Here is a 22,067-nt window from a genome sequence, read left to right as displayed (position 1 = left end):
GCCTTCGTCATTTTGTTACGACAATTTTTTCGTTTGCCGGATCCACATGCTGCATACTGAGACGCTCAACGGACAGGCGCTCGACACGGCTGTGATCCCCCAGGGCGTTCTCTTCCAGAATCAGGTTACGCCATTCAATATCCAGCGAGTTACGCTCCAGCACAAGATGTTCCCGCTCTGCGGTCAGCAGACGTGTTTTATGTGCCGTGATAACCACAAAAATCGCGCTGACGATCACTGCGATAAATAAAATCGCAGGGATTAATCCGTGGCGCAGCAGGTCACGACATATAACACGGGCTAAATTGTGCCGTTCTGTGGTCATGCTTTCTCCGCAAAGCGCAGCACTGAACTGCGGGCACGCGGGTTAACACTGATTTCCTGCTCTGACGGTTTCATTTTTCCGGCCAGTTTCAGCGCCGGTGTACCATGTGCTTTCAGTTGTTCTTCCGTCAGCGGTAATCCGTGCGGCACCTGTGGTCCGCGGCTTTCGTTGCGCATAAACTGCTTCACAATCCGGTCTTCCAGCGAGTGGAAGCTGATGACCGATAAACGGCCGCCGGGTGCCAGAATGCTCAGTGCGCCGCTCAGCGCCTGGCGGATTTCATCCAGCTCGCTGTTGACATAGATGCGGATCGCCTGGAAGCTGCGGGTCGCCGGATGCTTATGCTTTTCTTTCACCGGAGACACAGCGGCGATCAGTTCCGCCAGCTGTTTTGTCCGCGTCAGCGGTTCTCCGGTCTTGTTCCGTTCAACAATCGCGCGGGCAATCCGTTTTGAAAAACGCTCTTCGCCGAAATTCTTCAGCACCCACGCAATATCGTCTTCTTTGGCTTCAGTCAGCCACTGTGCGGCGGAAATCCCCCGCGTCGGATCCATGCGCATATCCAGCGGCCCGTCACGCATAAAGGAGAACCCGCGCTCCGCATCGTCCAGCTGCGGGGAAGACACCCCGAGATCCAGCAGAACGCCGTTAATCTGTCCGCCCGGTTCCAGATCATTCACATAACCGGCAATACCGGAAAACGGGCCGTGAATAATGGAAAAACGCGGGTCGTCAATCTGCGCCGCAGCGGCAATCGCCTGCGGATCCCGGTCAATGGCGATCAGACGCCCCTGCGGACCGAGTTTTGATAAAATCAGACGGGAATGCCCGCCGCGGCCGAATGTGCCGTCGATATAAATACCGTCTTCGCGGATCTGTAATCCGTTAACGGCTTCATCCAGTAAAACACTGGTATGCTGAAACTGACTCTCTGCCATTTAAAGTGATAAATCCTGTAACCGGGCGGATAAAGGTCCGGATGCCGTCTGCCCGGCAGCAATATCATCCTGTACCTGCTGATACCACGTCTGCTCATCCCACAGCTCAAACTTGTTGAACTGCCCGACCAGCATGACTTCTTTGGTTAACCGCGCATGTGTGCGCAGTGTACCGGCTAACAAAAGACGTCCCGCACCGTCCATCTGGCATTCCGTGGCATGGCCCAGTAACAGGCGCTGAACACGGCGCTCTGTGGGATCCATGGTGGACAATTGAGCCAGCTTCAGTTCGATCAGTTCCCATTCCGGTAAGGTGTAAAGCAGCAGGCACGGCTGGTGGAGATCGATAGTGCAGACCATCTGACCTTCCGACTTTTCAGCAAGCAGCGACCGGTACCGTGCCGGTACGGTTATGCGCCCTTTGCTGTCAAGATTAACCAGTGTTGCCCCGCGAAACATTCGTTTCTCCGCTCAGTTTTGCCCTGAATTACCACTTTCACCCACAATTCCCCACCAACAGAGTTTACGAATGGTACGAAAAGCTTGTCAAGCCAGCGCTGACAAGGTTTCGTTTCCGTTATCGGGGAATAAAGGGGTGAGAAAATATGGGATTTTTTACTTCAGGGAACAGAAGTGAGATAACACACTGATTCAAATCAGAAAAAAATTCACATAATACACACTCGGCTAACCGGGGCAAATTATACCGAATCTGACGAAAGAAAGATGCATTTTTGCGAGGTATCACTCACTTTCAGGATAAAAAATCACCACAACTCACGGCATTTCCGTATTTTTGTGCCGGTCATCTGTGCCGTTACTTTCTGTTACAGCTCGTGATTATTTACTATTTGAAAATTTAATATTCAGTTTATCAATGGCATAACAGTCACAAAACTGAACGGAGGATATTCTGTCGTGTATATCCTTAATCAGAATAAGTGTATTTACGGAAGGAAAACAGGCGTTCTGTGAAAATTGTCAATTTCTGTCAATCAGCAGAATTGAAAAAAAATCTTAGGATTCCTCCCAAAAAGAGTTTTTCATCTGTTTCAGGACAAACTAAACAAAAATACCTATACGTTTCCGTACAGGTATCAGGAAAAAAATTATTTTATGGTCTGAATCTTACCGGCGGCTCAGACTGCCGCGGCGGCACAGATCACGGCGGATCCGGGTGATACCCGCTGCCGGTTTCTGTTTTTCATCCAGACTCGCCAGCACCAGCTCCAGCACGCGCTCAGCAATATCACGATGACGCTGCGCCACAGACAGTACCGGACACTCAAGGAAATCCAGCAGTTCATGATCACCGAAGGTTGCGATCACCAGTTGCCCCGGCAGACGGCCGCTGCGGGCCAGCGTGGCATCCATCACCCCCTGTAACAGAGCAAATGATGTGGTAAACAGCGCATCCGGCATCGGGTTGCTTTCCAGCCAGGTATCAAACGCTTTGGCGGCGGCATCACGCTCATAACTGTCGGCATACAGGAAATTCACTTTGCGGACATCGCCTTCCCAGGCTTCGCGGAATCCCTGCTCACGCAGAAAACTGACGGAAAGTTCCGGTAACGCGCCGAGATAAACCACCGATTCTGCCGGAAACTGACGCAGTTCAGCAGCCAGCATTTTGGCGTCCTCAAAGTCATCCCCGACCACACTGATAAAGTGCTCATTTTCCAGTGCGCGGTCAAGCGCGACAATCGGCAGCGAGCGGTTTGCCCAGCGCTGATAGAACGGATGTTCCGGCGGCAGTGCGGTGGAAACAATAATCGCATCCACCTGACGCTGTAACAGGTGTTCCACACAACGGATTTCGTTGTCAGGCTGGTCTTCGGAGCAGGCAATCAGCAGCTGATAACCCCGGCTGCGCGCCTGGCGCTCCAGATAATTTGCGATGCGGGTGTAGCTGGTGTTCTCCAAATCCGGGATCACCAGTCCGATTGAGCGGGTACGGCCTGCACGCAGACCGGCAGCCACCGCATTCGGATGGTAATTATGTTCACGAACCACCGCCATCACTTTTTCGACAGTTTTGTCACTCACACGATATTGTTTTGCTTTTCCGTTGATGACATAACTGGCCGTCGTGCGCGACACACCGGCAAGGCGGGCGATTTCATCCAGTTTCACGTTAACCCCTTACAAATCAGGAAACGGCCCGAACAACGGGCCAATAAGAAGAGTGATCAGTTTACCCTTTCACCGCGAATATTTCACCGCATTATTTTATCGCCGCGCGACATCCCGACGATGCCGGAACGGGCAATCTCCACAATTTCCGCGAAGCCGCGCACCGCATCCAGGAAGGCGTCCAGCTTTTCACTGGTGCCGGTCAGCTGCACGGTATAGAGCGTCGCGGTCACATCGACAATCTGTCCGCGGAAGATATCGGTACTGCGTTTGACCTCATCCCGCCCGTAACCGCCGGCCTGTAATTTCACCAGCATCACCTCGCGCTCAATGTGAGTGGCAGAGGTCAGTTCTGTGACACGGAACACATCCACCAGCTTGTTGAGCTGCTTTTCAATCTGCTCCAGCACCCGCGCATCGCCTTTGGTCTGGATGGTCAGTCGGAACAGTGACGGATCATCAGTCGGGGCTGCGGTGATACTTTCGATATTATACCCGCGCTGGGAAAAAAGCCCTGCCACACGGGACAGCGCCCCTGTTTCGTTTTCTAATAAAATTGACAAAATCCGGCGCATGATCAGGTCCTCTCTGTTTTGCTTAACCACATTTCATCCATCCCGCCGTTGCGGATCTGCATCGGATAAACATGCTCTTTCTCATCCACCATCACATCGGCGAACACCAGCCGTTTCTCTTCGCGGACAATACGCAGTGCCTCCGCGAGCTGTTCACGCAGCGTGGTTTTATCACTGATACTGATACCGGCATGCCCGTAAGCCTCGGCCAGACGGACAAAATCAGGCAGCGATTCCATATAGGAATGCGAGTGACGGCCGTGATAAACCATGTCCTGCCACTGCTTCACCATACCGAGAAACCGGTTGTTCAGATTAAGCACCAGCACCGGCAGCCCGAACTGTAATGCCGTGGAAAGTTCCTGAATATTCATCTGAATACTACCGTCCCCGGTGACACACACCACCATATCATCCGGTTTCGCCAGCCGGACCCCCAGTGCTGCCGGTAACCCGAAGCCCATCGTGCCCAGCCCGCCGGAATTGATCCAGCGGCGCGGTTCATCAAACGGGTAATAGAGCGCGGCAAACATCTGATGCTGACCGACATCGGAGGTGATATACGCCTTCCCTTCCGTCAGTTCCCACAGGGTGCGGATCACGCTCTGCGGCTTGATTTTCTCCCCGCTCTCATCAATGGCCAGACACTGTTTCGCTTTCCACTGATCAATCCGCCGCCACCAGTCGCACAACGCATCCGGATCCTGCTCATCGGTCAGGGATTCCAGCTGTAACAGCATCTGTGCGAGACACAGTTTTGCATCACCGACAATCGGAATATCCGCTGCCACGGTTTTGGAGATAGACGCCGGATCGACATCAATATGAATGACCGTTGCCTGCGGGCAGTATTTCGCCAGGTTATTGGTGGTCCGGTCATCGAAACGGACACCGACGGCAAAAATCACATCACTGTGATGCATGGTATTGTTTGCTTCATATGTCCCGTGCATACCCAGCATGCCGACACACTGCGGGTGAGTCCCCGGAAACGCGCCCAGCCCCATCAGGGAAAGCGCCACCGGCAGACGCAGTTTATCCGCAAGCGTGAAAATTTCCGGGCTGCATCCGGCACTGACAGCACCGCCGCCGATATACATGACCGGGCGTTTTGCCTGCATCAGTGTGATCAGGGCGCGTTTGATCTGCCCTTTGTGACCGGCTCCGGTCGGGTTATACGAGCGCAGACTGATCCGTGACGGGTAGCTGTATTCATGCTGCTGCTGGACAATATCTTTCGGAAAATCAATCACCACCGGCCCGGGACGTCCGGTTTGTGCCAGATAAAACGCTTTTTTGATGGTCGCCGGAATGTCTGCAACATCGTGCACCAGGTAGCTGTGTTTCACGACCGGGCGGGAGATCCCCACCATGTCCACTTCCTGGAAGGCATCGTTGCCGATCAGGGCACTTGCCACCTGGCCGGACAATACCACCAGCGGCACCGAATCCATATACGCAGTGGCAATACCGGTAATGGCGTTAGTCGCCCCCGGGCCGGAAGTGACCAGCACCACGCCGGTTTTGCCGGTTGCGCGGGCATAGCCGTCCGCCATATGCACAGCGGCCTGCTCGTGGCGCACCAGAATATGCCCGACTCCGCCCACGGTATGCAGTGCATCATAAATATCCAGAACAGCACCGCCCGGATAGCCGAATACGTGTGACACGCCCTCATCAATTAAGGAGCGCACGATCATTTCTGCCCCTGTCAACCTCTCCATAAATGCTCTCCTGCCCGTGATTGCGGGTTGTAACTGCAAGTGATGTGTTTGTCTGTTTTTAGTTATCTGAGGATTAACATAACGATAAAATGACAGTGCTGGCAAATGCGTTTTTCGGGAAGCAAAAAGCGGGAAACCGCAGGAATAAAGGAAATGTCATGATCCGCAGATGATCATACCTGCAGCGGAAGATCACGAAGCAGAGTTCACTGAGAGTAAGGGAAAAACCGGCGGGATATAAAAACGGCACTGCACAGGAAACCGGCAGTGCCGTCAGGGACATCAATCAGTCCGTATACATGGACTCAATTTCGCGCTGATAGCGCTGAGCGATCACTTTACGGCGCAGCTTCAGGGTCGGAGTCAGTTCACCGAGCTCCATGGAGAAATTCTGCGGCAGCAGTGTGAAACGTTTGACCTGATGAAAGGCAGCGATATTTTTCTGCAACTCTTTCAGACGGCTTTCAAACAGCGCCACAATCTGACTGTTTTTCAGCAGCTCCATCCGGTCATGGTATTTCAGATTCAGCGCGCGGGCATGCTCTTCCAGAGTGTCAAAACACGGCACAATCAGTGCGGAGACAAACTTACGCGCATCCGCCACCACCGCGATATGCTCAATAAAGCGATCCTGTCCCAGTGTGCCTTCCAGCATCTGCGGCGCAATATATTTGCCGTTGGAGGTTTTCATCAGATCTTTCAGGCGTTCAGTGATAAACAGATTGCCCTGCTCATCCAGCGCACCGGCATCACCGGTCCGCAGCCAGCCATCATCAGTAAAGGCCTGGCGGGTCTCTTCCGGCTTATTGTAATAGCCGCGCATCACTACCGGCCCGCGCACCTGAATCTCATTTTCCTCACCGATACGCACTTCCACGTCCGGCAGCGGCACACCGATAGAGCCGAGCTGATAACCGCTGTTTTCCCAGCAGGATACAGTGGCGCAGGTTTCTGTCATGCCGTAGCCGTATTTGATGTTAATACCGATGGCGAGGAAAAAGCGGATAATCTCATCATCCAGCCGCGCACCCGCCGCCGGTAAGAAACGGACGTTACCGCCGAGCACATCACGCAGTTTGCCGAGCACTTTTTTCTGAGCAAACTGATCACACCGCGCAGCCAGCCACGATTGTTTTTCACCACGCTGCTGTGCATCAAGGATCTTTTTACCGGTGCGCACCGCCCAGTGAAATAACGCCCGTTTATACCACGGCGCCTGTGCCACTTTTTCGTAAATACCGCTGAACACTTTTTCATAGAAACGCGGCACCGCGCACATCACGGTCGGTTTCACCGACACCATGGCTTTGCGCACCAGATTGGTATCACTGAGATAGACATTCAGTGCGCCGGTGTGCATCACATAGAAACTCCATGCGCGCTCAAAAACATGCGTCAGCGGCAGGAAACAGAGTGAGATATCATTTTCAGTCAGTGTCAGCCGTTCATCATGCAGATAAAGCTGGGCTGCCATATTGCGGTAATCCAGCATCACGCCTTTCGGCTCACCGGTGGTTCCGGAGGTGTAAATCAGGGTGAAAAGATCATCAAGAGAGCAATCCGCAATGCGCTGACGCAGCGCTGAGGCATAACTGCCGTTATGACCGTTCATAAACTGACGCAGTGTGCAGACTGCCGGATGCGACGGGATCGCCGTATTTTCCGGGTTCATAATGATGATTTTCTGCAGGGACGGACAGAGGGAGGGCAGCGACAGTGCAATTTCCGCCTGTTTCTGACCGTCCACGAACAGGATGCGCACCTGCGCATCATTGAGAATATAGGCCGCCTGGTCATCACTGCTGGTGGCATAGAGCGGCACCACAATGGCGCGGCACTGGAGAATCGCCAGGTCGGTTAATGTCCACAGGGCACTGTTGTGCGAGAAAATGGCGACATTTTCCTGAACCTCAACCCCTTCAGCCAGCAGGGCTTCCGCCAGATTTTCACTGAACGTCCCGGCCTGCTGCCAGGTAAAATCGATATGCTGACCCTGTTCACACCACTGTCGCAGTGCGATTTGGTCACCCCGGCGCTGTTTCTGCTGTTGCAGCCGCGTCACTAAATGATAGTGATGCAAATTTGTTGTTGTCACACGCGTTTCCTTTACTGAGCCGTCAGACTGCACGGTTTCACGTTGTGGAATAATTTTCAGCTTACAGGTGTAAGCTTAATTTTTTCGCAAGTGTAGCCTGTTGTCCCCGGGAACAAAAGAAAATTTAGTTATCTTTGCATATGCCTGATCACAAAAAAGCACCGGCAGGCGAATCTGCCTGCCGGTACGGGAAATCAAATAAATGATCGATTATATATGATGCGTGAACTGTGTAAGCAGTGCCTTCATCCACTGATGTCCTTTATCACGGGTGCAGGCCTCATGCCAGATCAGAAACGCCGGACGGCTGACTTTATCCCACGGCAACTGCACTTCCTGAATCGGCAGTACATGAGCGTAGAGCTGAATCAGCCACTTCGGTGCAATCGCCACTAATTCTGTTTTAGAGACGATATTCAGCACACTGACTAAATTTGTTCCCTGATAAACAATAGCCCGCAGCAATTCATTATTCTCGTAATACGGTGAACTGAATGAATCAATTAAATCAAGCGATACCACTGCATGCTGCTCAGTAAAAATTTGTTTCTCTGTTACTGAATATTGTATACGCGGATGATTACGGGCGGCGACCAGTGATAATTGATCATTAAATAATAAGTGATGACTGTAATCCGGTTTATCGAAACGGTTATAACTGATGGCAAAATCCGTTTCCTGATATTTCAGGTTATGTTCAATATGCGAATTCATATAAGACTGAATATTGACATCGATATTTTCACTGTGAAGTTTAACCTGTTCAATTATCTTGTCTGTCAGACGGATATCCAGCGGACTGGAAACAGCCAGATTAAATACCCTTTCACTGCTGCTCGGCTCAAAACCTGCACCCGGCAGTTCATTGTGCACCAGCTGCAATGCCTGCCTGACCGGACCAAACAACTGTTTGGCACGGGCTGTCGGCTGAATTCCCCAGCCGAAACGAACAAATAATTCGTCATTAAACATAACCTTAAGTCTTGACACCGCATTACTGACAGCCGGTTGTGACATACCTAAAAGTTCAGCGGCCCGGGTGACATTCTGCATCTGCATAACCGCATCAAAAACCGTCAGCAGATTAAGATCCACATTGCGCAGCTGTGTTTCACCGGATTCTTTTTTTACTTCTGCCACTGAGGTGTATTCAGTCATCTTAAACTCCAATAAATGATTATAATGACTTCAATAAGCCACCTGCCGCCACGATGAAACGGCAGATCAATACAAAATTGAAATCTATTATCTCAATTGATTATCTAATTAATAATTGAGTCTCTTCCTTGTATGGTTCTGAATACGCGGATGCGTATCATCATCACAATGCATACTATTTGAATATTTAAAGCAAGCAACTTATTCATGAAATCAATACATCTGTATTGCTTTATTCATTTAGTTTCCATGCAATGAGATAATAAAACAAAGATTGTGTTTATTCATAATAAAATTGTCATCTGTCAGCATAAAAAATCTGATTTTTTTTACTGACATAACAGAATAAATAAACTGTTCAATGAATATCTCACCGGTTACCGGTGGCAACCTGACCGCCGGATACCCTATTCCCTGCCGACTCAACCGGTTCGGATTCCCTGCAAAAAAATTCTGTAAAAATATTAACCCAATCATTGAGCTGACTTATAGATGAAAACGCTGATTAATTTTTATAAATTAGTCAGTTTATCTGCTTTCTGCCCTTTTTTTCGCCTTCGCCCGGTATCTCCGGCGAAAAGGCATGGTTGACAGACCATTTTATATTCAGTATCAATAATACATCGCCACGGATAAGCTATGTGTTCCGTGCCACTGAATTTACTGAGAAGGTTATCACCATGTCTTTCACTTTCCGCCTAAACAGCCTGCTAATTATCGCCTTAACTGCGCGTGGCGGGCTCGTGGCCGGAAGTTCTTCATAACTTTCTCCCTCAGACCTGAAAAACCCGCGCAATGTCGCGGGTTTTTTTATACCTGCAAACCGGAAAACAGAACAAGAAATAACTGAGAGGATCACAACATGAGCGATAACGTCATCATTTTTGATACCACACTGCGTGACGGGGAGCAGGCATTACAGGCCAGTCTCAGTGTCAAAGAGAAGTTACAGATTGCTTTCCAGCTCGAACGCATGGGGGTTGATATTATTGAGGCCGGTTTCCCTGTCTCCTCACCCGGTGATTTTCAGTCGGTGCAGACCATCGCCCGCGAAATCAAAAACAGCCGTATCGCAGCCTTGTCCCGCTGTGTGATCGGTGACATTGACGCGGCGGCGGAATCCCTGAAAGTCGCGGAAGCCTTCCGCCTGCATATGGTGCTCGCCACCTCCGGTATTCACGTCAAAACCAAACTGCGCAAGACCTTTGCTGACATCATCGATATGGCGGTCGGTTCGATTAAACATGCCCGCCGCTTTACCGATGACGTCGAGTTCTCCTGCGAAGACGCCGGGCGCACCGATATCGATGATTTATGCCGTATTGTGGAAGCCGCAATTAACGCCGGTGCCACCACGGTCAATATTCCGGACACCGTTGGTTACACCACGCCGTACCAGTTCGGCGGCATTATCAGTGAATTATTCAACCGCGTACCGAACATCGGCAAAACCATCATTTCTGTCCACTGTCATGACGACCTGGGGATGTCCGTTGCCAACTCCATCACCGCCGTGCAGGCCGGTGCCCGCCAGATTGAAGGCACGATCAACGGATTAGGCGAACGCGCCGGGAACTGCGCCCTGGAAGAAGTGATTATGGCGATTAAAGTACGGGAAAAAATGCTGGGCGTACGCACCGGGATCAATCACAAAGAGATTTACCGCACCAGCCAGCTGGTCAGCCAGTTATGCAACACCCCGGTGCCGCCGAACAAGGCCGTGGTCGGCAGTAATGCCTTTTCTCACTCCTCCGGTATTCACCAGGACGGTGTGATCAAAAACCGCGAAACCTACGAAATCATGACGCCGGACAGCATCGGCCTGAAAGATAACTTAATCAACCTGACCTCCCGTTCCGGCCGCGCAGCAGTGAAACACCGGATGGCGGAAATGGGCTATCAGGAAGATGATTATAACCTGGATGAATTATACGCCGACTTCCTGCAACTGGCGGACAAGAAAGGTCAGGTCTTTGATTACGACCTGGAAGCACTGGTGTTTATGAAACAGCAGCATCAGGAGCCGGAACACTTCTCGCTGGCGTTTCTCAACACCCAGTCCGGTACCGGTGTCAAAGCGTCAGCAACCGTCAGAATGCAGGCCGGGGATGAGATCATCTCCGAATCCGCCCAGGGGAACGGCCCGGTCGATGCGGCTTATGAGGCTATCCGCCGTATCGCGGGTTACCCGCTGACCCTCGCCGCCTATCAGCTGACCGCCAAAGGTCAGGGAACAGACGCGCTGGGTCAGGTGAATATCGTGGTGGAGTATGAAGGCCGTAAATTCCACGGCATGGGGCTGGCGACCGATATTGTTGAGTCCTCCGCCCAGGCCATGATCCATGCTATCAACAGCATCTGGCGCGCCGGACAGGTAAAAGAAGAAAAACGGCGTATACAGTCAGATAACAACATGCACAACGATACTCATAACGATACTCATAACAACAATACAGAGACAAAGGAAGCGGTGTAATTATGTCGGAACAATTTCATATTGCAGTTTTACCGGGCGACGGAATCGGCCCTGAAATTATGGCGCAGGCGATTAAAGTGCTGGATGCGGTGCGCACCCGCTTTAACCTGACCATCACCACCAGTGAATATGATGTCGGCGGCATTGCCATCGACAACCACGGCCACCCGCTGCCGCCGGCAACGCTGAAAGGCTGCGAACAGGCCGATGCGGTACTGTTCGGCTCGGTCGGCGGCCCGAAATGGGAAAAACTGCCGCCGGATTCCCAGCCGGAGCGCGGTGCGCTGCTCCCGCTGCGGGCACATTTCAAATTATTCAGTAACCTGCGCCCGGCGCGGCTCTATCCGGCACTGGAAGCGTTCTGCCCGCTGCGCAGTGATATCGCCGCACGCGGATTCGACATCCTGTGTGTCCGCGAACTGACCGGCGGGATCTATTTCGGGCAGCCGAAAGGCCGTGAAGGCGAAGGTAAATATGAGCGTGCTTATGATACCGAGGTGTATCACCGTTTTGAAATCGAACGCATTGCCCGTATCGCCTTTGCTTCCGCCCGAAAACGCCGTGGGCAGGTGACCTCGATTGATAAGGCCAATGTGCTGCAAAGCTCCGTATTATGGCGTGAAGTGGTAACAGAAATCGCCAAAGAATATCCGGATGTCGCACTGTCACACATGTATATCGATAACGCCGCCATGCAGATGGTGAAAGATCCGTCGCAGTTTGATGTGATCCTCTGCTCCAACCTGTTCGGCGACATTATCTCCGACGAGTGCGCCATGATCACCGGCTCCATGGGGATGCTGCCGTCCGCCAGCCTGAATGAGAAAAAATTCGGTCTGTATGAACCGGCAGGCGGCTCCGCGCCGGATATCGCCGGGCAGAACATTGCCAACCCGGTGGCACAGATTTTATCCGCCGCCATGTTGCTGCGTTTCAGCTGCGGGCAGGATGCGGCGGCAGACAGCATTGAAAATGCGGTGAATCAGGCACTGAATGCCGGATACCGCACCCGCGACGTGGCCGGCAGCGGCAAGAGCGTGACCACCGACGAAATGGGCGGCATTATCGCGCGTTTGATTACAGAAGGGGCTTAAGATGAGCACAGGAAAAACCTTATATCAGAAATTATATGATGCCCATGTGGTTCGTGAAGAAGCAAACGAAACGCCGATCCTGTATATCGACCGCCACCTGGTGCATGAAGTGACCTCACCGCAGGCATTTGACGGATTACGGGCGAAAAACCGCCCGGTACGCCGACCGGAAAAAACCTTCGCCACCATGGATCACAACGTCTCCACGCAGACCAAAGATATCAATGCCTGTGGTGAGATGGCCCGTAACCAGATGCAGGAACTGATCAAAAACTGTGAGGCCTTTGGGGTCCGTCTCTATGATCTGAACCATCCGTATCAGGGCATCGTGCATGTGATGGGGCCGGAACAGGGCATCACCCTGCCGGGCATGACCATTGTCTGCGGGGACTCCCACACCGCCACCCACGGTGCGTTCGGCTCGCTGGCTTTTGGTATCGGCACCTCAGAAGTGGAGCATGTGTTAGCCACCCAGACACTGAAACAGGCGCGTGCCAAAACCCTGAAAATTGAAGTGCGCGGCAAAGTGGCTCCCGGTATCACCGCCAAAGATATTGTGCTGGCAATTATCGGTCACACCGGCAGCGCGGGCGGTACCGGTTATATCGCGGAATTCTGCGGCGATGCCATTGAGGCGCTCTCCATGGAAGGCCGGATGACAGTCTGTAATATGGCGATCGAGATGGGCGCCAAAGGCGGAATGATTGCCCCGGATCAGACCACCTTTGATTATCTGAAAGGCCGTCAGTTCTCCCCGCAGGGCGCGGACTGGGATGCAGCCGTGGCTTACTGGCAAACCCTGAAAAGTGATCCGGATGCGAAATATGACGCGGAAATTATTATCAATGCCGCCGATATCGCCCCGCAGGTTACCTGGGGCACCAATCCGGGTCAGGTGATTGATATCAGCCGCACCATTCCCGCTCCGGAAAGCTTTACCGACCCGGTGGAGAGAGCCTCGGCGGAAAAAGCCCTGGCGTATATGGATTTAACCCCGGGCAAAAAATTAACCGATGTGAAAATCGACAAGGTGTTTATCGGCTCCTGCACCAACTCGCGGATTGAAGATTTACGCGCTGCCGCCGCCGTTGCCAAAGGGCGCAAAGTTGCGCCGGGAGTGCAGGCGATAGTGGTTCCGGGCTCCGGGCCGGTGAAATCACAGGCAGAAGCGGAAGGTCTGGATAAAATCTTCACCGATGCCGGGTTTGAGTGGCGTTTACCGGGCTGCTCGATGTGTCTGGCGATGAACAATGACCGTCTGGCACCGGGAGAGCGCTGCGCCTCCACCAGCAACCGCAACTTTGAAGGGCGTCAGGGACGCGGCGGGCGTACTCACCTGGTCAGTCCGGCCATGGCTGCTGCAGCCGCTGTCACCGGCAGTTTCGCCGATATCCGTACCATTGAGATGCGCTGAGGGAAAGAGTCATGGAAAAATTTATTGTACATCAGGGCATTGCCGCACCGCTGGATGCCGCCAACGTGGATACCGATGCCATTATCCCGAAACAGTTTTTGCAGAAAGTAACCCGCACCGGCTTCGGGCAGCATTTATTCAATGACTGGCGTTTTCTCGATGATGACGGACAGGTGCCGAACCCGGATTTTGTCCTCAACGCCCCGCGTTATCAGGGCGCATCCATTCTGCTGGCACGGGAAAATTTCGGCTGCGGCTCCTCCCGTGAGCACGCACCGTGGGCCTTAACAGATTACGGCTTCAGAGTGGTGATTGCGCCAAGCTTCGCGGATATTTTTTACGGCAACGCATTCAACAATCAATTATTACCGGTGAAATTACCCGAAGACGCAATTGATGCGCTCTTTGACCGGGTACAGAAAACAGAAGGTGCGCAGATTATTGTTGATCTGGAAAACCAGAAAGTGATAGCCGGTGAGCTGGAATACCCGTTCAGTGTTGATACTTTCCGCCGCCACTGCATGATGAACGGCCTCGACAGTATCGGCCTCACCTTACAGCACGACGACATGATTTCCTGTTTTGAGGAAAAACTGCCTGCATTTATGAACTGATAACCGGATCCATTTCCACCATTGAACCCCTGCCATCACCCCTTTTGTGATGGCAGCTTTTTCCCCGTTTATCCCCGCCCCTTTTTCCGGATCACCGGACAGAAAAAAACCAGCCTTTCGGCTGGCGGTAAAAGTCACCATTACTCAAGAATCGGGAGTGAGTCAGGTATCACACTGACGTCATGAGCTGCTTTAATGACATTGAGTATGGACGTAATATACGGAAATAAAAATGGACAGAAAACCGACCGGAGTTCCTCTTTTATGAGCACACCACGCCTCCAGCACCAGTTTATCCGCCTGTGGCAGCATCATCAGGGACAGGAGACCGATACCACCCTTCAGGAGATCGCCGATATCCTGCACTGCTCGCGCCGTCATGTCCGCTCTCTGCTCAGCAGCATGCAGACAGCGGGCTGGCTCAGCTGGCAGGCGGAAACCGGACGGGGTAAGCGCTCACGTCTCTGTTTTCTGCAAAGCGGACGGGACCTGCAGCACGCCCGCGCCGAACTGCTGATTGAACAGGATAATATCGAAAAACTGGTGGCGATGGTCAATGATAAGGACGCGATGCGCCAGATGGTGCTCTCCCAGCTTGAGCGCAGCTTCCGGCAGGGGAAAAGCCTGCTGCGCATTGTCTATTACCGTCCTTTTTATAATCTGCTGCCCGGTTCACCGCTGCGCCGCTCGGAAGTTCATTTACTGAGTCAGATTTTTAACGGACTGACCGCCATAAATGAGGAAAACGGGGAAGCCATCCCGGCACTGGCACATCACTGGCAGCAGACCGGCGACAGACAGTGGCGTTTCTGGCTGCGACCGGCAATATTTTTCCACCACGGCCGTGAATTGCAGATGGTGGATATCATTTCCTCTTTTGAACGCCTGCGCGACACACACCCGCTGTTCAGCCATATCCGCACTGTCCGTTCCGATATGCCTTACATTGTTGATATCACACTGAATGAAGCCGACAGCTGGTTCCCGGTGCTGACCGGCAGCCCGCATGCCGCCATTCTGCCCCATGAGTGGCAGGAACTGCCGGACTTTGCCCGCCACCCCGTCGGCACCGGCCCGTATCAGGTGGTCTGCAATAATGACCGCAAACTGACGATCCGCGCCTTTGACCATTATTACGGCTTCCGTGCCCTGCTGGATGAAGTTGCTGTACTGGTGGTGCCGGAGCTGGAAGAAAAAATGGTCTGCACGACGCTGCATATCGGCGCGGACGGCCCGGAACGGGATTCTCTCGACAGCCGGATGGAAGAAGGCTGTTATTTTCTGCTGCACGACGTGCGCTCGGCAAAAGGAGAGCGGGACGATATCCGCCGCTGGCTCAACAGCCTGATGACCCCGGTCAGTCTGCTGTATCACTGTGAACCCCTGTACCAGCGCCACTGGTGGCCCGCTTACGGGCTGCTGCTGCGCTGGCATCACAGCAAGCTTATCCCGCCCTGCGAAAAACCGGCGGATCTGACAGAACTGACGCTGACCTATTATCAGGATCATCACGAATACCATGCTATCGGCAAATTATTGCAGCAGCTGCTGGCGGAGCAGGGCGTGAAACTGACGATTAACATCACAGATTACGATACCTGGTTTAACGGCGATTGTGGCAGTGATTTCTGGCTGGCAACCGCCAACTTTTATAAGCCGCTCGATTTTTCGGTTTTCGCCACCCTGTACGAGCTGCCGCTGCTGCGCCGCTGCCTGGGGGATGATTTGCATGCGCCGCTGAAGCAATGGCGGCAGCGCTCTCTGTCACTGGCGGCATGGTGTGAGCAGCTCATTGACAGGCAAATACTGTTCCCGCTGTTCCATCACTGGCTTGAATTACAGGGGCAGCGCAGTATGCGGGGCGTCAAAATGAATACCTTCGGCTGGTTTGATTTTAAATCAGCCTGGTTTATCCCGCCGGACAGTTAATTCACAGAAAACGGTAAAGTTATAAACACCCTCTGATAAAAAACCGGCTTTTATTCACGTTTTCTGTGGATATAGTTGTGAAAAACGCAAGGGTAATGGGGGTATAGTTTTTAACAGCCCCTTGTTGATAAAATCACAACTGTTAAATAAACCCTGATAAATCATATCAATGATGAAATAAAAAAAGAGAATTGTCCGAAAAAATCACCGGCATTTTTTTTAACAGACTTACACAGCACAAAAAATAACCACACCCGGTGTTATCCACAGATTGTGACTTATCCGTGAGCAAAACCCCTGCTGAAACGCGAAAACAGACGGAAGTCAAGCCTGTAAATCAAACCAGTAGTGGGGTGGTTTTCCACTTATCCCATAAAGCTGTGGATAACTCAGTGTAAGATCCTGTTTATTGTCTGAGGATGCTGGTGCACAACCTTCTGCACTTATTGTGACGACGAAAATTAATAGCTATATATCAATAAATTAGATAATATTTATTTTTCATTCATGCCTATGTATTATTTTACCGGATAACACTGTTCAATTTTTAAGCATATAACATGACACAACTTTTTCAGCCGCCGTTACCCCCGGCCAGCGAATCTGAGCTGCTCAGCCGCGCCCAATCCCTTGCCGGTGCCACTTTCGGTGAGCTGGCGGGTTGTGCCGGCATTCCGGTGCCGCCGGATCTGCGCCGTGATAAAGGCTGGGTCGGCATGCTGCTGGAATACTGGCTGGGCGCGGATGCGGGCAGCAAGGCAGAACAGGATTTCACACACCTCGGGGTGGAACTGAAAACCATTCCGGTGGATGGATCCGGCGTGCCGCTGGAAACCACGTTTGTCTGTGTCGCCCCGCTGACCGGCAACAGCGGCGTCAACTGGGCGGAGTGTCATGTGCGCCATAAACTTTCCCGTGTACTGTGGGTACCGGTGGAAGGCGCGCGTCATATCCCGCTGGCAGAGCGCCGTGTCGGCTCACCGCTGCTGTGGTCACCGTCAGAGGAGGAGGAGCGCCTGCTGCGCGCCGACTGGGAAGAGCTGATGGATATGATTGTGCTGGGGAAAGTGGAGCAGATCACCGCCCGTCATGGTCAGGTGATGCAGATCCGCCCGAAAGCCGCCAACAGCCGCGCACTTACAGACGCTATCGGCCCGCACGGACAACCGATACAAACACTGCCCAGAGGCTTTTATCTGAAGAAAAATTTCACTGCCCCCTTACTTAAGCGCTATTTCCGGTGTTGATCGCTGTTTTGGGAGTTCGCTCCCGGTAAATATGAATCGCTTCAGTCATTAATACCGGTTCGAAAATAATGACAACAGGAGTGTTCCGGATGAAAAAAACCTTACTGACGCTTTCACTTGCAGCCGCATTACTGACGCCCGCCCTGCCCGCTTTTGCTGATACCTCCGCCGCTGATATGACACTGGAACAGGTGCTGGTGATGAGCCGCCACAACCTGCGCACACCGATTGTCAATACCGGTATTCTGACCGAAATTACCGATAAAACCTGGCCAGCGTGGGATGCGCAGAGCGGTTATCTGACCACCAAAGGCGGTGCGCTGGAAGTCTATATGGGACACTATTTCCGCGAGTGGCTGGATGAGAACAAACTGCTGCCGGACACCCTGTGCCCGACCGGTGAAAAAGAGCTGAATGTGTACGCCAACAGCCTTCAGCGCACTATCGCCACCGCGCAGTTCTTTACTGCCGGGGCTTTCCCGGGTTGTACCGTCACTGTAAACCACCAGCCGGAAATCGGTACGATGGATCCGGTGTTTAACCCGATCATCACCAATGACAGCGCGGAGTTTAAACAGACTGCCCTCGCGGCAATGGAAAGCCATTATAAAGGGCTGGATCTGGCACCGGGTTATCAGGCACTGAATAAGGTGCTGAATATCAAAGACTCAGAACAGTGCAAAACTAATAAACTCTGTTCACTGGCTGACGGCAAAAACAGCTTTATTATTGAGGCCGGTAAAGAGCCGGGGGTGAAAGGCCCGCTGAAAATGGCGAACTCCGCCGTGGATGCCATCGACCTGCAATATTATGAAGGTTTCCCGGCAGACCGGGTCGCCTGGGGTGAAGTCACCACACCAGAGCAGTGGACTGCCCTGAATACCCTGAAAAACGGCTATCAGGAATCCCTGTTTACCCCGCGCATTATCGCGAAAAACGTGGCACATCCGCTGCTGAACTACATTAATCAGCACTTTGCCGCCGCCGCACCGGGCAGTGAAGCGAAATTTACCTTCCTGGCCGGGCATGATTCCAATATCGCCTCCCTGCTCTCCGCCCTGGAATTTAAACCGTATCAGTTGCCGCAACAGTATGAACATACGCCAATCGGCGGCAAATTAGTGTTCCAGCGCTGGACAGACAAAACGGATAATAAATCTTATGTGAAGATTGACTATATTTATCAGTCTGCTGATCAGCTGCGGAATAACAGTTATCTGTCCTTAAAAACACCGCCGCAAAAAGTCACCCTGGAACTGAAAAATTGTCCGGTTGATAAAAACGGCTATTGCGGCTGGGAAACCTTCCAAAAGGTAATGAAAGAAAGCTTATCAGAATAAACATTATATATTCATATTCCCGCCCGGCTTACCTTCGCCGGGCTTTTTATGTCTATCTCTGTCACGCTTCGGATAACACTGATAGATAAAGGCTCTGTAAGCCGCTACTATCTGACAATCTGAAAATCATCACAGTATTTTATTACTCATTTATCAGTATCGGCACCCGTCCGGGAATTAACGGTCATATACCGGGCTGAATACACGGATATCATTAATACGATGAAATATTTAAAATCATTACCGGTTCCTTTATTTATTATTACAACTGTCTTAATAAGTTCAGGCTGCAGTCAGAAAAACTACGATGTTGATACCGGTGAAAAAATAATTTATCCCTCCTCTGACGGTGTATTACTGGGCGCCTGTGATAAATGGACGCTGAAAGATGAACAGGTGCGGCAATTAATTGCCATGAGCAAACCCTATATTGCCCTGCCATACGGTGAATACAGCCAGACGCCGTGCAATATGAGCGGCACGGTGACCATTGACGGTAAAACCTGGGATTATCTGCTCAACGGCGGCGGCATTATCACGCTGAGTATTGACGGTATGGTGCGCTATCGCGGCTGTAATGCCGATGCCTGCAAACCGTATCTGCTGCTCCCTTACCGGGGCAAATCCTTCGCGGTCAAAGACAGTGATACCCTGGTGACAGAGGAAGACAGCACCGAAAACCGGGGCCGCCTGCTGAGCCGCGAAAGCGTCGCGCAACGGCAGCCGCACAATGATCCGGGGATGGTCTCCGGCGCACCGTCTGACGGCACGATGGTCAATAAAGAAACCGGAGCAGAGCCGTTCCGGCCGGATAACGGGCAGATGCGCAGACCGGATGCACAACCGGTCGCCGGGGGACAAAGCGGACAAACCGCACCGCAGGGACAACAAAGCACACCGGTTTCCGCTGATCGTAACGGAAAGGTGCCGCAGGCAGAAAACAGCCGGATGTCATCCGTGAAAAAAGAGATAACATCAGCGGCAGAATCCGCTATGCCGTCTGCCGGTATTAACGCACCGTCAATCACGGCCCCGGAAGTGAGTGTTTCCGTTCCGGGAATCTCCGCGCCAACGCTTGATATCAAAGCCCCGGCAGTCAGTTTACCGGGCGCGGAAGTCTCGGTCCCGGCACTGAAAAATCCGTTCTGATGATCTCAGCCGCACAAAAACCCGCCCCCGGCGGGTTTTTTAATACCTGAACCGCGGCATATTCCGTGCCCTGTTTCAGGCTGCCCATATAACAATCTATCCCGTCGGTAAACAGATGGAACAGGCAACCGACTGCCACCGCCCGCACTTTCCATGACGGGATCAGCAGCAGAATAAGATACACAATCGCCGCCCATACGGTATGAAGCGGATGAAAACCGACACTGCATCTGTCCGGGTCAAAGATCGGATCCGCCAGCAGGTGATCCGCATCCATCACCATAGTGGCAATCATAATCATCGCCGCTGCTTTCCAGTGCTGCCGCCAGAACAGCCGGGCAAACAGAACCGGTACCAGAAAATGGCAGCCGTAATGCAGGATATTCCGGAAAATGTCAAATGCCACAGTAACTCCGCTGACGGGTTGCCCGTTATAATGACGGCTATCATAACGGAAATACCGGCGGCTATCCGGCAGAAAATAGATCAGCCCGTCACAATAATAAAATACCCCGCATTCCGGATAACAAAGCGGAAATTAACTGGTCTGCTTTGCGGGTTTATCGCCGCATTGTCTTAAGTAAATGAAGAAGATCAGGTATATTAGCCCCTGATTGTTGGCTACCAAGAAAAAATAACTATGATTATCAAACCTAAAATTCGTGGTTTTATCTGCACTACCGCTCATCCGGCGGGCTGTGAAGCCCATGTTCGTGAGCAAATCGCCCGTGTGAAATCCTGCGGCGAACTGAAAAACGGCCCTGAAAAGGTTCTGGTGATTGGTGCATCCACCGGTTACGGTCTGGCTTCCCGTATCAATGCCGCATTCGGCAGCGGTGCAGCAACTATCGGTGTATTTTTCGAAAAGCCGGGCAGCGAAAGCAAAACCGGTTCTGCCGGCTGGTACAACGCAGCGGCTTTTGATAAAGCCGCCAAAGAAGAAGGCCTGTATGCAAAAAGCATCAACGGGGATGCCTTCTCTGATGAATGCCGTCAGACCGTTATTGATCTGATTAAACAGGATTTGGGTCAGATCGATCTGGTGGTTTATTCTCTAGCATCGCCGGTCCGCAAAATGCCGGAAACCGGCGAAATTGTCCGCTCTGCCCTGAAACCTATCGGTGAACCGTACAAATCTGTCGCGCTGGATACCAACAAAGACGTGCTGATCGAAGCCGTTGTTGAACCGGCCAATGAGCAGGAAATCGCAGATACCGTCAAAGTGATGGGCGGCCAGGACTGGGAACTGTGGATGAATGCATTAGAAGAAGCCGGTGTTCTGGCGGATAATGCACAGTCTGTTGCCTACTCCTATATCGGTACCGATTTAACATGGCCGATTTACTGGCACGGTACCTTAGGTAAAGCCAAAGAAGATCTGGATCGCGCAGCGGCGGCGATTAATCAGAAACTGCAGGCCAAAGGCGGCGCGGCCTATGTCGCTGTCCTGAAATCTGTCGTGACTCAGGCCTCTTCTGCCATTCCGGTCATGCCGTTATATATCTCTATCGTGTTTAAGATCATGAAAGAGAAAGGCATTCACGAAGGCTGTATCGAACAGACTCAGCGCTTATTTGCCACCAAACTGTTTAACGGTTCCGCACCGGAAACCGATGAAAAACAGCGTCTGCGTCTGGATGACTGGGAATTACGCGATGATGTGCAGAACACCTGCCGTGAAATCTGGCAGCAGCTGACAGATGATAACATCAACGAATTAACCGACTATCAGGGTTATAAAGCGGAGTTCCTCCGTTTATTCGGCTTTGGTCTCAATGGCGTTGATTATGATGCTGATTTAAGCGGTGAAGTTAACTTCGACGTGAAAGAATTAGTCTAATCATCACTGAAAAACC

The 22,067-nt window shown here is 52.1% G+C and carries 18 protein-coding genes; 9 read left to right on the top strand and 9 right to left on the bottom strand.

The window, feature by feature from the left end; translation table 11 throughout:
• Nucleotides 1–7: 7 nt before the first annotated feature.
• The 8 genes from ftsL to leuO form a co-directional block, all read right to left on the bottom strand.
• Nucleotides 8–325 (bottom strand): cell division protein FtsL, encoded by a 318-nt coding sequence (ftsL, locus tag U868_RS0107565; RefSeq protein ID WP_025152770.1) that lies wholly within the window; start codon nucleotides 323–325, stop codon nucleotides 8–10.
• Nucleotides 322–1,263: a 16S rRNA (cytosine(1402)-N(4))-methyltransferase RsmH gene (rsmH, locus tag U868_RS0107560; RefSeq protein WP_025152769.1), complete on the bottom strand. Its 942-nt coding sequence runs from the start codon at nucleotides 1,261–1,263 to the stop codon at nucleotides 322–324. The genes ftsL and rsmH overlap by 4 nt, the downstream gene beginning before the upstream one ends.
• Nucleotides 1,264–1,722, bottom strand: a complete 459-nt coding sequence (gene mraZ, locus U868_RS0107555; RefSeq protein WP_025152768.1) for a division/cell wall cluster transcriptional repressor MraZ — start codon at nucleotides 1,720–1,722, stop codon at nucleotides 1,264–1,266.
• Nucleotides 1,723–2,391: 669 nt separating this feature from the next.
• Nucleotides 2,392–3,396, bottom strand: coding sequence for a catabolite repressor/activator (cra, locus tag U868_RS0107550; RefSeq protein WP_025152767.1), 1,005 nt, complete (start codon nucleotides 3,394–3,396; stop codon nucleotides 2,392–2,394).
• An 83-nt stretch (nucleotides 3,397–3,479) separates the two neighbouring features.
• Nucleotides 3,480–3,971 carry an acetolactate synthase small subunit gene (gene ilvN / locus U868_RS0107545; protein WP_025152766.1) on the bottom strand — a complete coding sequence of 164 codons (492 nt, stop codon included), beginning with the start codon at nucleotides 3,969–3,971 and terminating at the stop codon, nucleotides 3,480–3,482.
• Between the two features lie 2 nt (nucleotides 3,972–3,973).
• On the bottom strand, nucleotides 3,974–5,695 hold the full coding sequence (ilvI, locus tag U868_RS0107540; protein WP_025152765.1) for an acetolactate synthase 3 large subunit: 1,722 nt from the start codon (nucleotides 5,693–5,695) through the stop codon (nucleotides 3,974–3,976).
• Nucleotides 5,696–5,981: 286 nt separating this feature from the next.
• Nucleotides 5,982–7,790 (bottom strand): AMP-dependent synthetase/ligase, encoded by a 1,809-nt coding sequence (locus U868_RS0107530; protein WP_025152763.1) that lies wholly within the window; start codon nucleotides 7,788–7,790, stop codon nucleotides 5,982–5,984.
• Between the two features lie 210 nt (nucleotides 7,791–8,000).
• Entirely contained in the window at nucleotides 8,001–8,948 is a 948-nt protein-coding gene (leuO, locus tag U868_RS0107525) for a transcriptional regulator LeuO (RefSeq protein ID WP_025152762.1), read from the bottom strand.
• Between the two features lie 862 nt (nucleotides 8,949–9,810).
• On the opposite strand from leuO, the gene leuA reads away from it, so the two are divergent.
• The 8 genes from leuA to U868_RS0107480 all read left to right on the top strand — a co-directional run bounded on the left by leuA (nucleotide 9,811) and on the right by U868_RS0107480 (nucleotide 20,211).
• A complete protein-coding gene (gene leuA, locus U868_RS0107515) occupies nucleotides 9,811–11,424 on the top strand; it encodes a 2-isopropylmalate synthase (protein WP_025152761.1) in 1,614 nt (537 codons plus the stop codon).
• A 2-nt stretch (nucleotides 11,425–11,426) separates the two neighbouring features.
• The gene (leuB, locus tag U868_RS0107510) at nucleotides 11,427–12,518 is read left to right on the top strand and encodes a 3-isopropylmalate dehydrogenase (protein ID WP_025152760.1); all 1,092 of its coding nucleotides are present in this window, start codon (nucleotides 11,427–11,429) and stop codon (nucleotides 12,516–12,518) included.
• A gap of 1 nt (nucleotide 12,519) precedes the next feature.
• A complete protein-coding gene (gene leuC, locus U868_RS0107505; RefSeq protein WP_025152759.1) occupies nucleotides 12,520–13,932 on the top strand; it encodes a 3-isopropylmalate dehydratase large subunit in 1,413 nt (470 codons plus the stop codon).
• Between the two features lie 11 nt (nucleotides 13,933–13,943).
• Nucleotides 13,944–14,546 (top strand): 3-isopropylmalate dehydratase small subunit, encoded by a 603-nt coding sequence (leuD, locus tag U868_RS0107500; protein ID WP_025152758.1) that lies wholly within the window; start codon nucleotides 13,944–13,946, stop codon nucleotides 14,544–14,546.
• 264 nt (nucleotides 14,547–14,810) lie between these two features.
• Complete coding sequence (sgrR, locus tag U868_RS0107495) at nucleotides 14,811–16,475, top strand: HTH-type transcriptional regulator SgrR (protein WP_025152757.1); 1,665 nt, start codon at nucleotides 14,811–14,813, stop codon at nucleotides 16,473–16,475.
• 560 nt (nucleotides 16,476–17,035) lie between these two features.
• Nucleotides 17,036–17,722 carry a DNA mismatch repair endonuclease MutH gene (gene mutH / locus U868_RS0107490; RefSeq protein WP_025152756.1) on the top strand — a complete coding sequence of 229 codons (687 nt, stop codon included), beginning with the start codon at nucleotides 17,036–17,038 and terminating at the stop codon, nucleotides 17,720–17,722.
• 89 nt (nucleotides 17,723–17,811) lie between these two features.
• A complete protein-coding gene (gene agp, locus U868_RS0107485; protein ID WP_025152755.1) occupies nucleotides 17,812–19,062 on the top strand; it encodes a bifunctional glucose-1-phosphatase/inositol phosphatase in 1,251 nt (416 codons plus the stop codon).
• 222 nt (nucleotides 19,063–19,284) lie between these two features.
• A complete protein-coding gene (locus tag U868_RS0107480; RefSeq protein ID WP_025152754.1) occupies nucleotides 19,285–20,211 on the top strand; it encodes a hypothetical protein in 927 nt (308 codons plus the stop codon).
• Here U868_RS0107480 and U868_RS23520 read toward each other — a convergent pair.
• Entirely contained in the window at nucleotides 20,159–20,617 is a 459-nt protein-coding gene (locus U868_RS23520; RefSeq protein ID WP_025152753.1) for a DUF6122 family protein, read from the bottom strand. The two genes, U868_RS0107480 and U868_RS23520, sit on opposite strands and share 53 nt — an antisense overlap.
• Before the next feature lie 234 nt (nucleotides 20,618–20,851).
• Between U868_RS23520 and fabV the strand changes: the two genes are divergently transcribed.
• On the top strand, nucleotides 20,852–22,051 hold the full coding sequence (gene fabV / locus U868_RS0107470; RefSeq protein ID WP_025152752.1) for an enoyl-ACP reductase FabV: 1,200 nt from the start codon (nucleotides 20,852–20,854) through the stop codon (nucleotides 22,049–22,051).
• The last annotated feature ends 16 nt before the right edge of the window (nucleotides 22,052–22,067 follow it).

Origin of the sequence: Morganella morganii H1r (assembly GCF_000633515.1) — a bacterium.
Classification (GTDB): domain Bacteria; phylum Pseudomonadota; class Gammaproteobacteria; order Enterobacterales; family Enterobacteriaceae; genus Morganella; species Morganella morganii_B.
This window is presented reverse-complemented; position numbering and strand designations above follow the sequence as displayed.

Bases quoted from the DNA above. Each gene is read 5' to 3' on its own strand.
- fabV (WP_025152752.1), top strand. From the start codon at position 20,852: ATGATTATCAAACCTAAAATTCGTGGTTTTATCTGCACTACCGCTCAT.
- leuO (WP_025152762.1), bottom strand. From the start codon at position 8,948: ATGACTGAATACACCTCAGTGGCAGAAGTAAAAAAAGAATCCGGTGAA.
- leuB (WP_025152760.1), top strand. From the start codon at position 11,427: ATGTCGGAACAATTTCATATTGCAGTTTTACCGGGCGACGGAATCGGC.
- mutH (WP_025152756.1), top strand. From the start codon at position 17,036: ATGACACAACTTTTTCAGCCGCCGTTACCCCCGGCCAGCGAATCTGAG.
- rsmH (WP_025152769.1), bottom strand. From the start codon at position 1,263: ATGGCAGAGAGTCAGTTTCAGCATACCAGTGTTTTACTGGATGAAGCC.
- leuA (WP_025152761.1), top strand. From the start codon at position 9,811: ATGAGCGATAACGTCATCATTTTTGATACCACACTGCGTGACGGGGAG.
- mraZ (WP_025152768.1), bottom strand. From the start codon at position 1,722: ATGTTTCGCGGGGCAACACTGGTTAATCTTGACAGCAAAGGGCGCATA.
- sgrR (WP_025152757.1), top strand. From the start codon at position 14,811: ATGAGCACACCACGCCTCCAGCACCAGTTTATCCGCCTGTGGCAGCAT.
- ftsL (WP_025152770.1), bottom strand. From the start codon at position 325: ATGACCACAGAACGGCACAATTTAGCCCGTGTTATATGTCGTGACCTG.
- leuC (WP_025152759.1), top strand. From the start codon at position 12,520: ATGAGCACAGGAAAAACCTTATATCAGAAATTATATGATGCCCATGTG.
- agp (WP_025152755.1), top strand. From the start codon at position 17,812: ATGAAAAAAACCTTACTGACGCTTTCACTTGCAGCCGCATTACTGACG.
- ilvN (WP_025152766.1), bottom strand. From the start codon at position 3,971: ATGCGCCGGATTTTGTCAATTTTATTAGAAAACGAAACAGGGGCGCTG.
- ilvI (WP_025152765.1), bottom strand. From the start codon at position 5,695: ATGGAGAGGTTGACAGGGGCAGAAATGATCGTGCGCTCCTTAATTGAT.
- U868_RS0107480 (WP_025152754.1), top strand. From the start codon at position 19,285: ATGAAATATTTAAAATCATTACCGGTTCCTTTATTTATTATTACAACT.
- leuD (WP_025152758.1), top strand. From the start codon at position 13,944: ATGGAAAAATTTATTGTACATCAGGGCATTGCCGCACCGCTGGATGCC.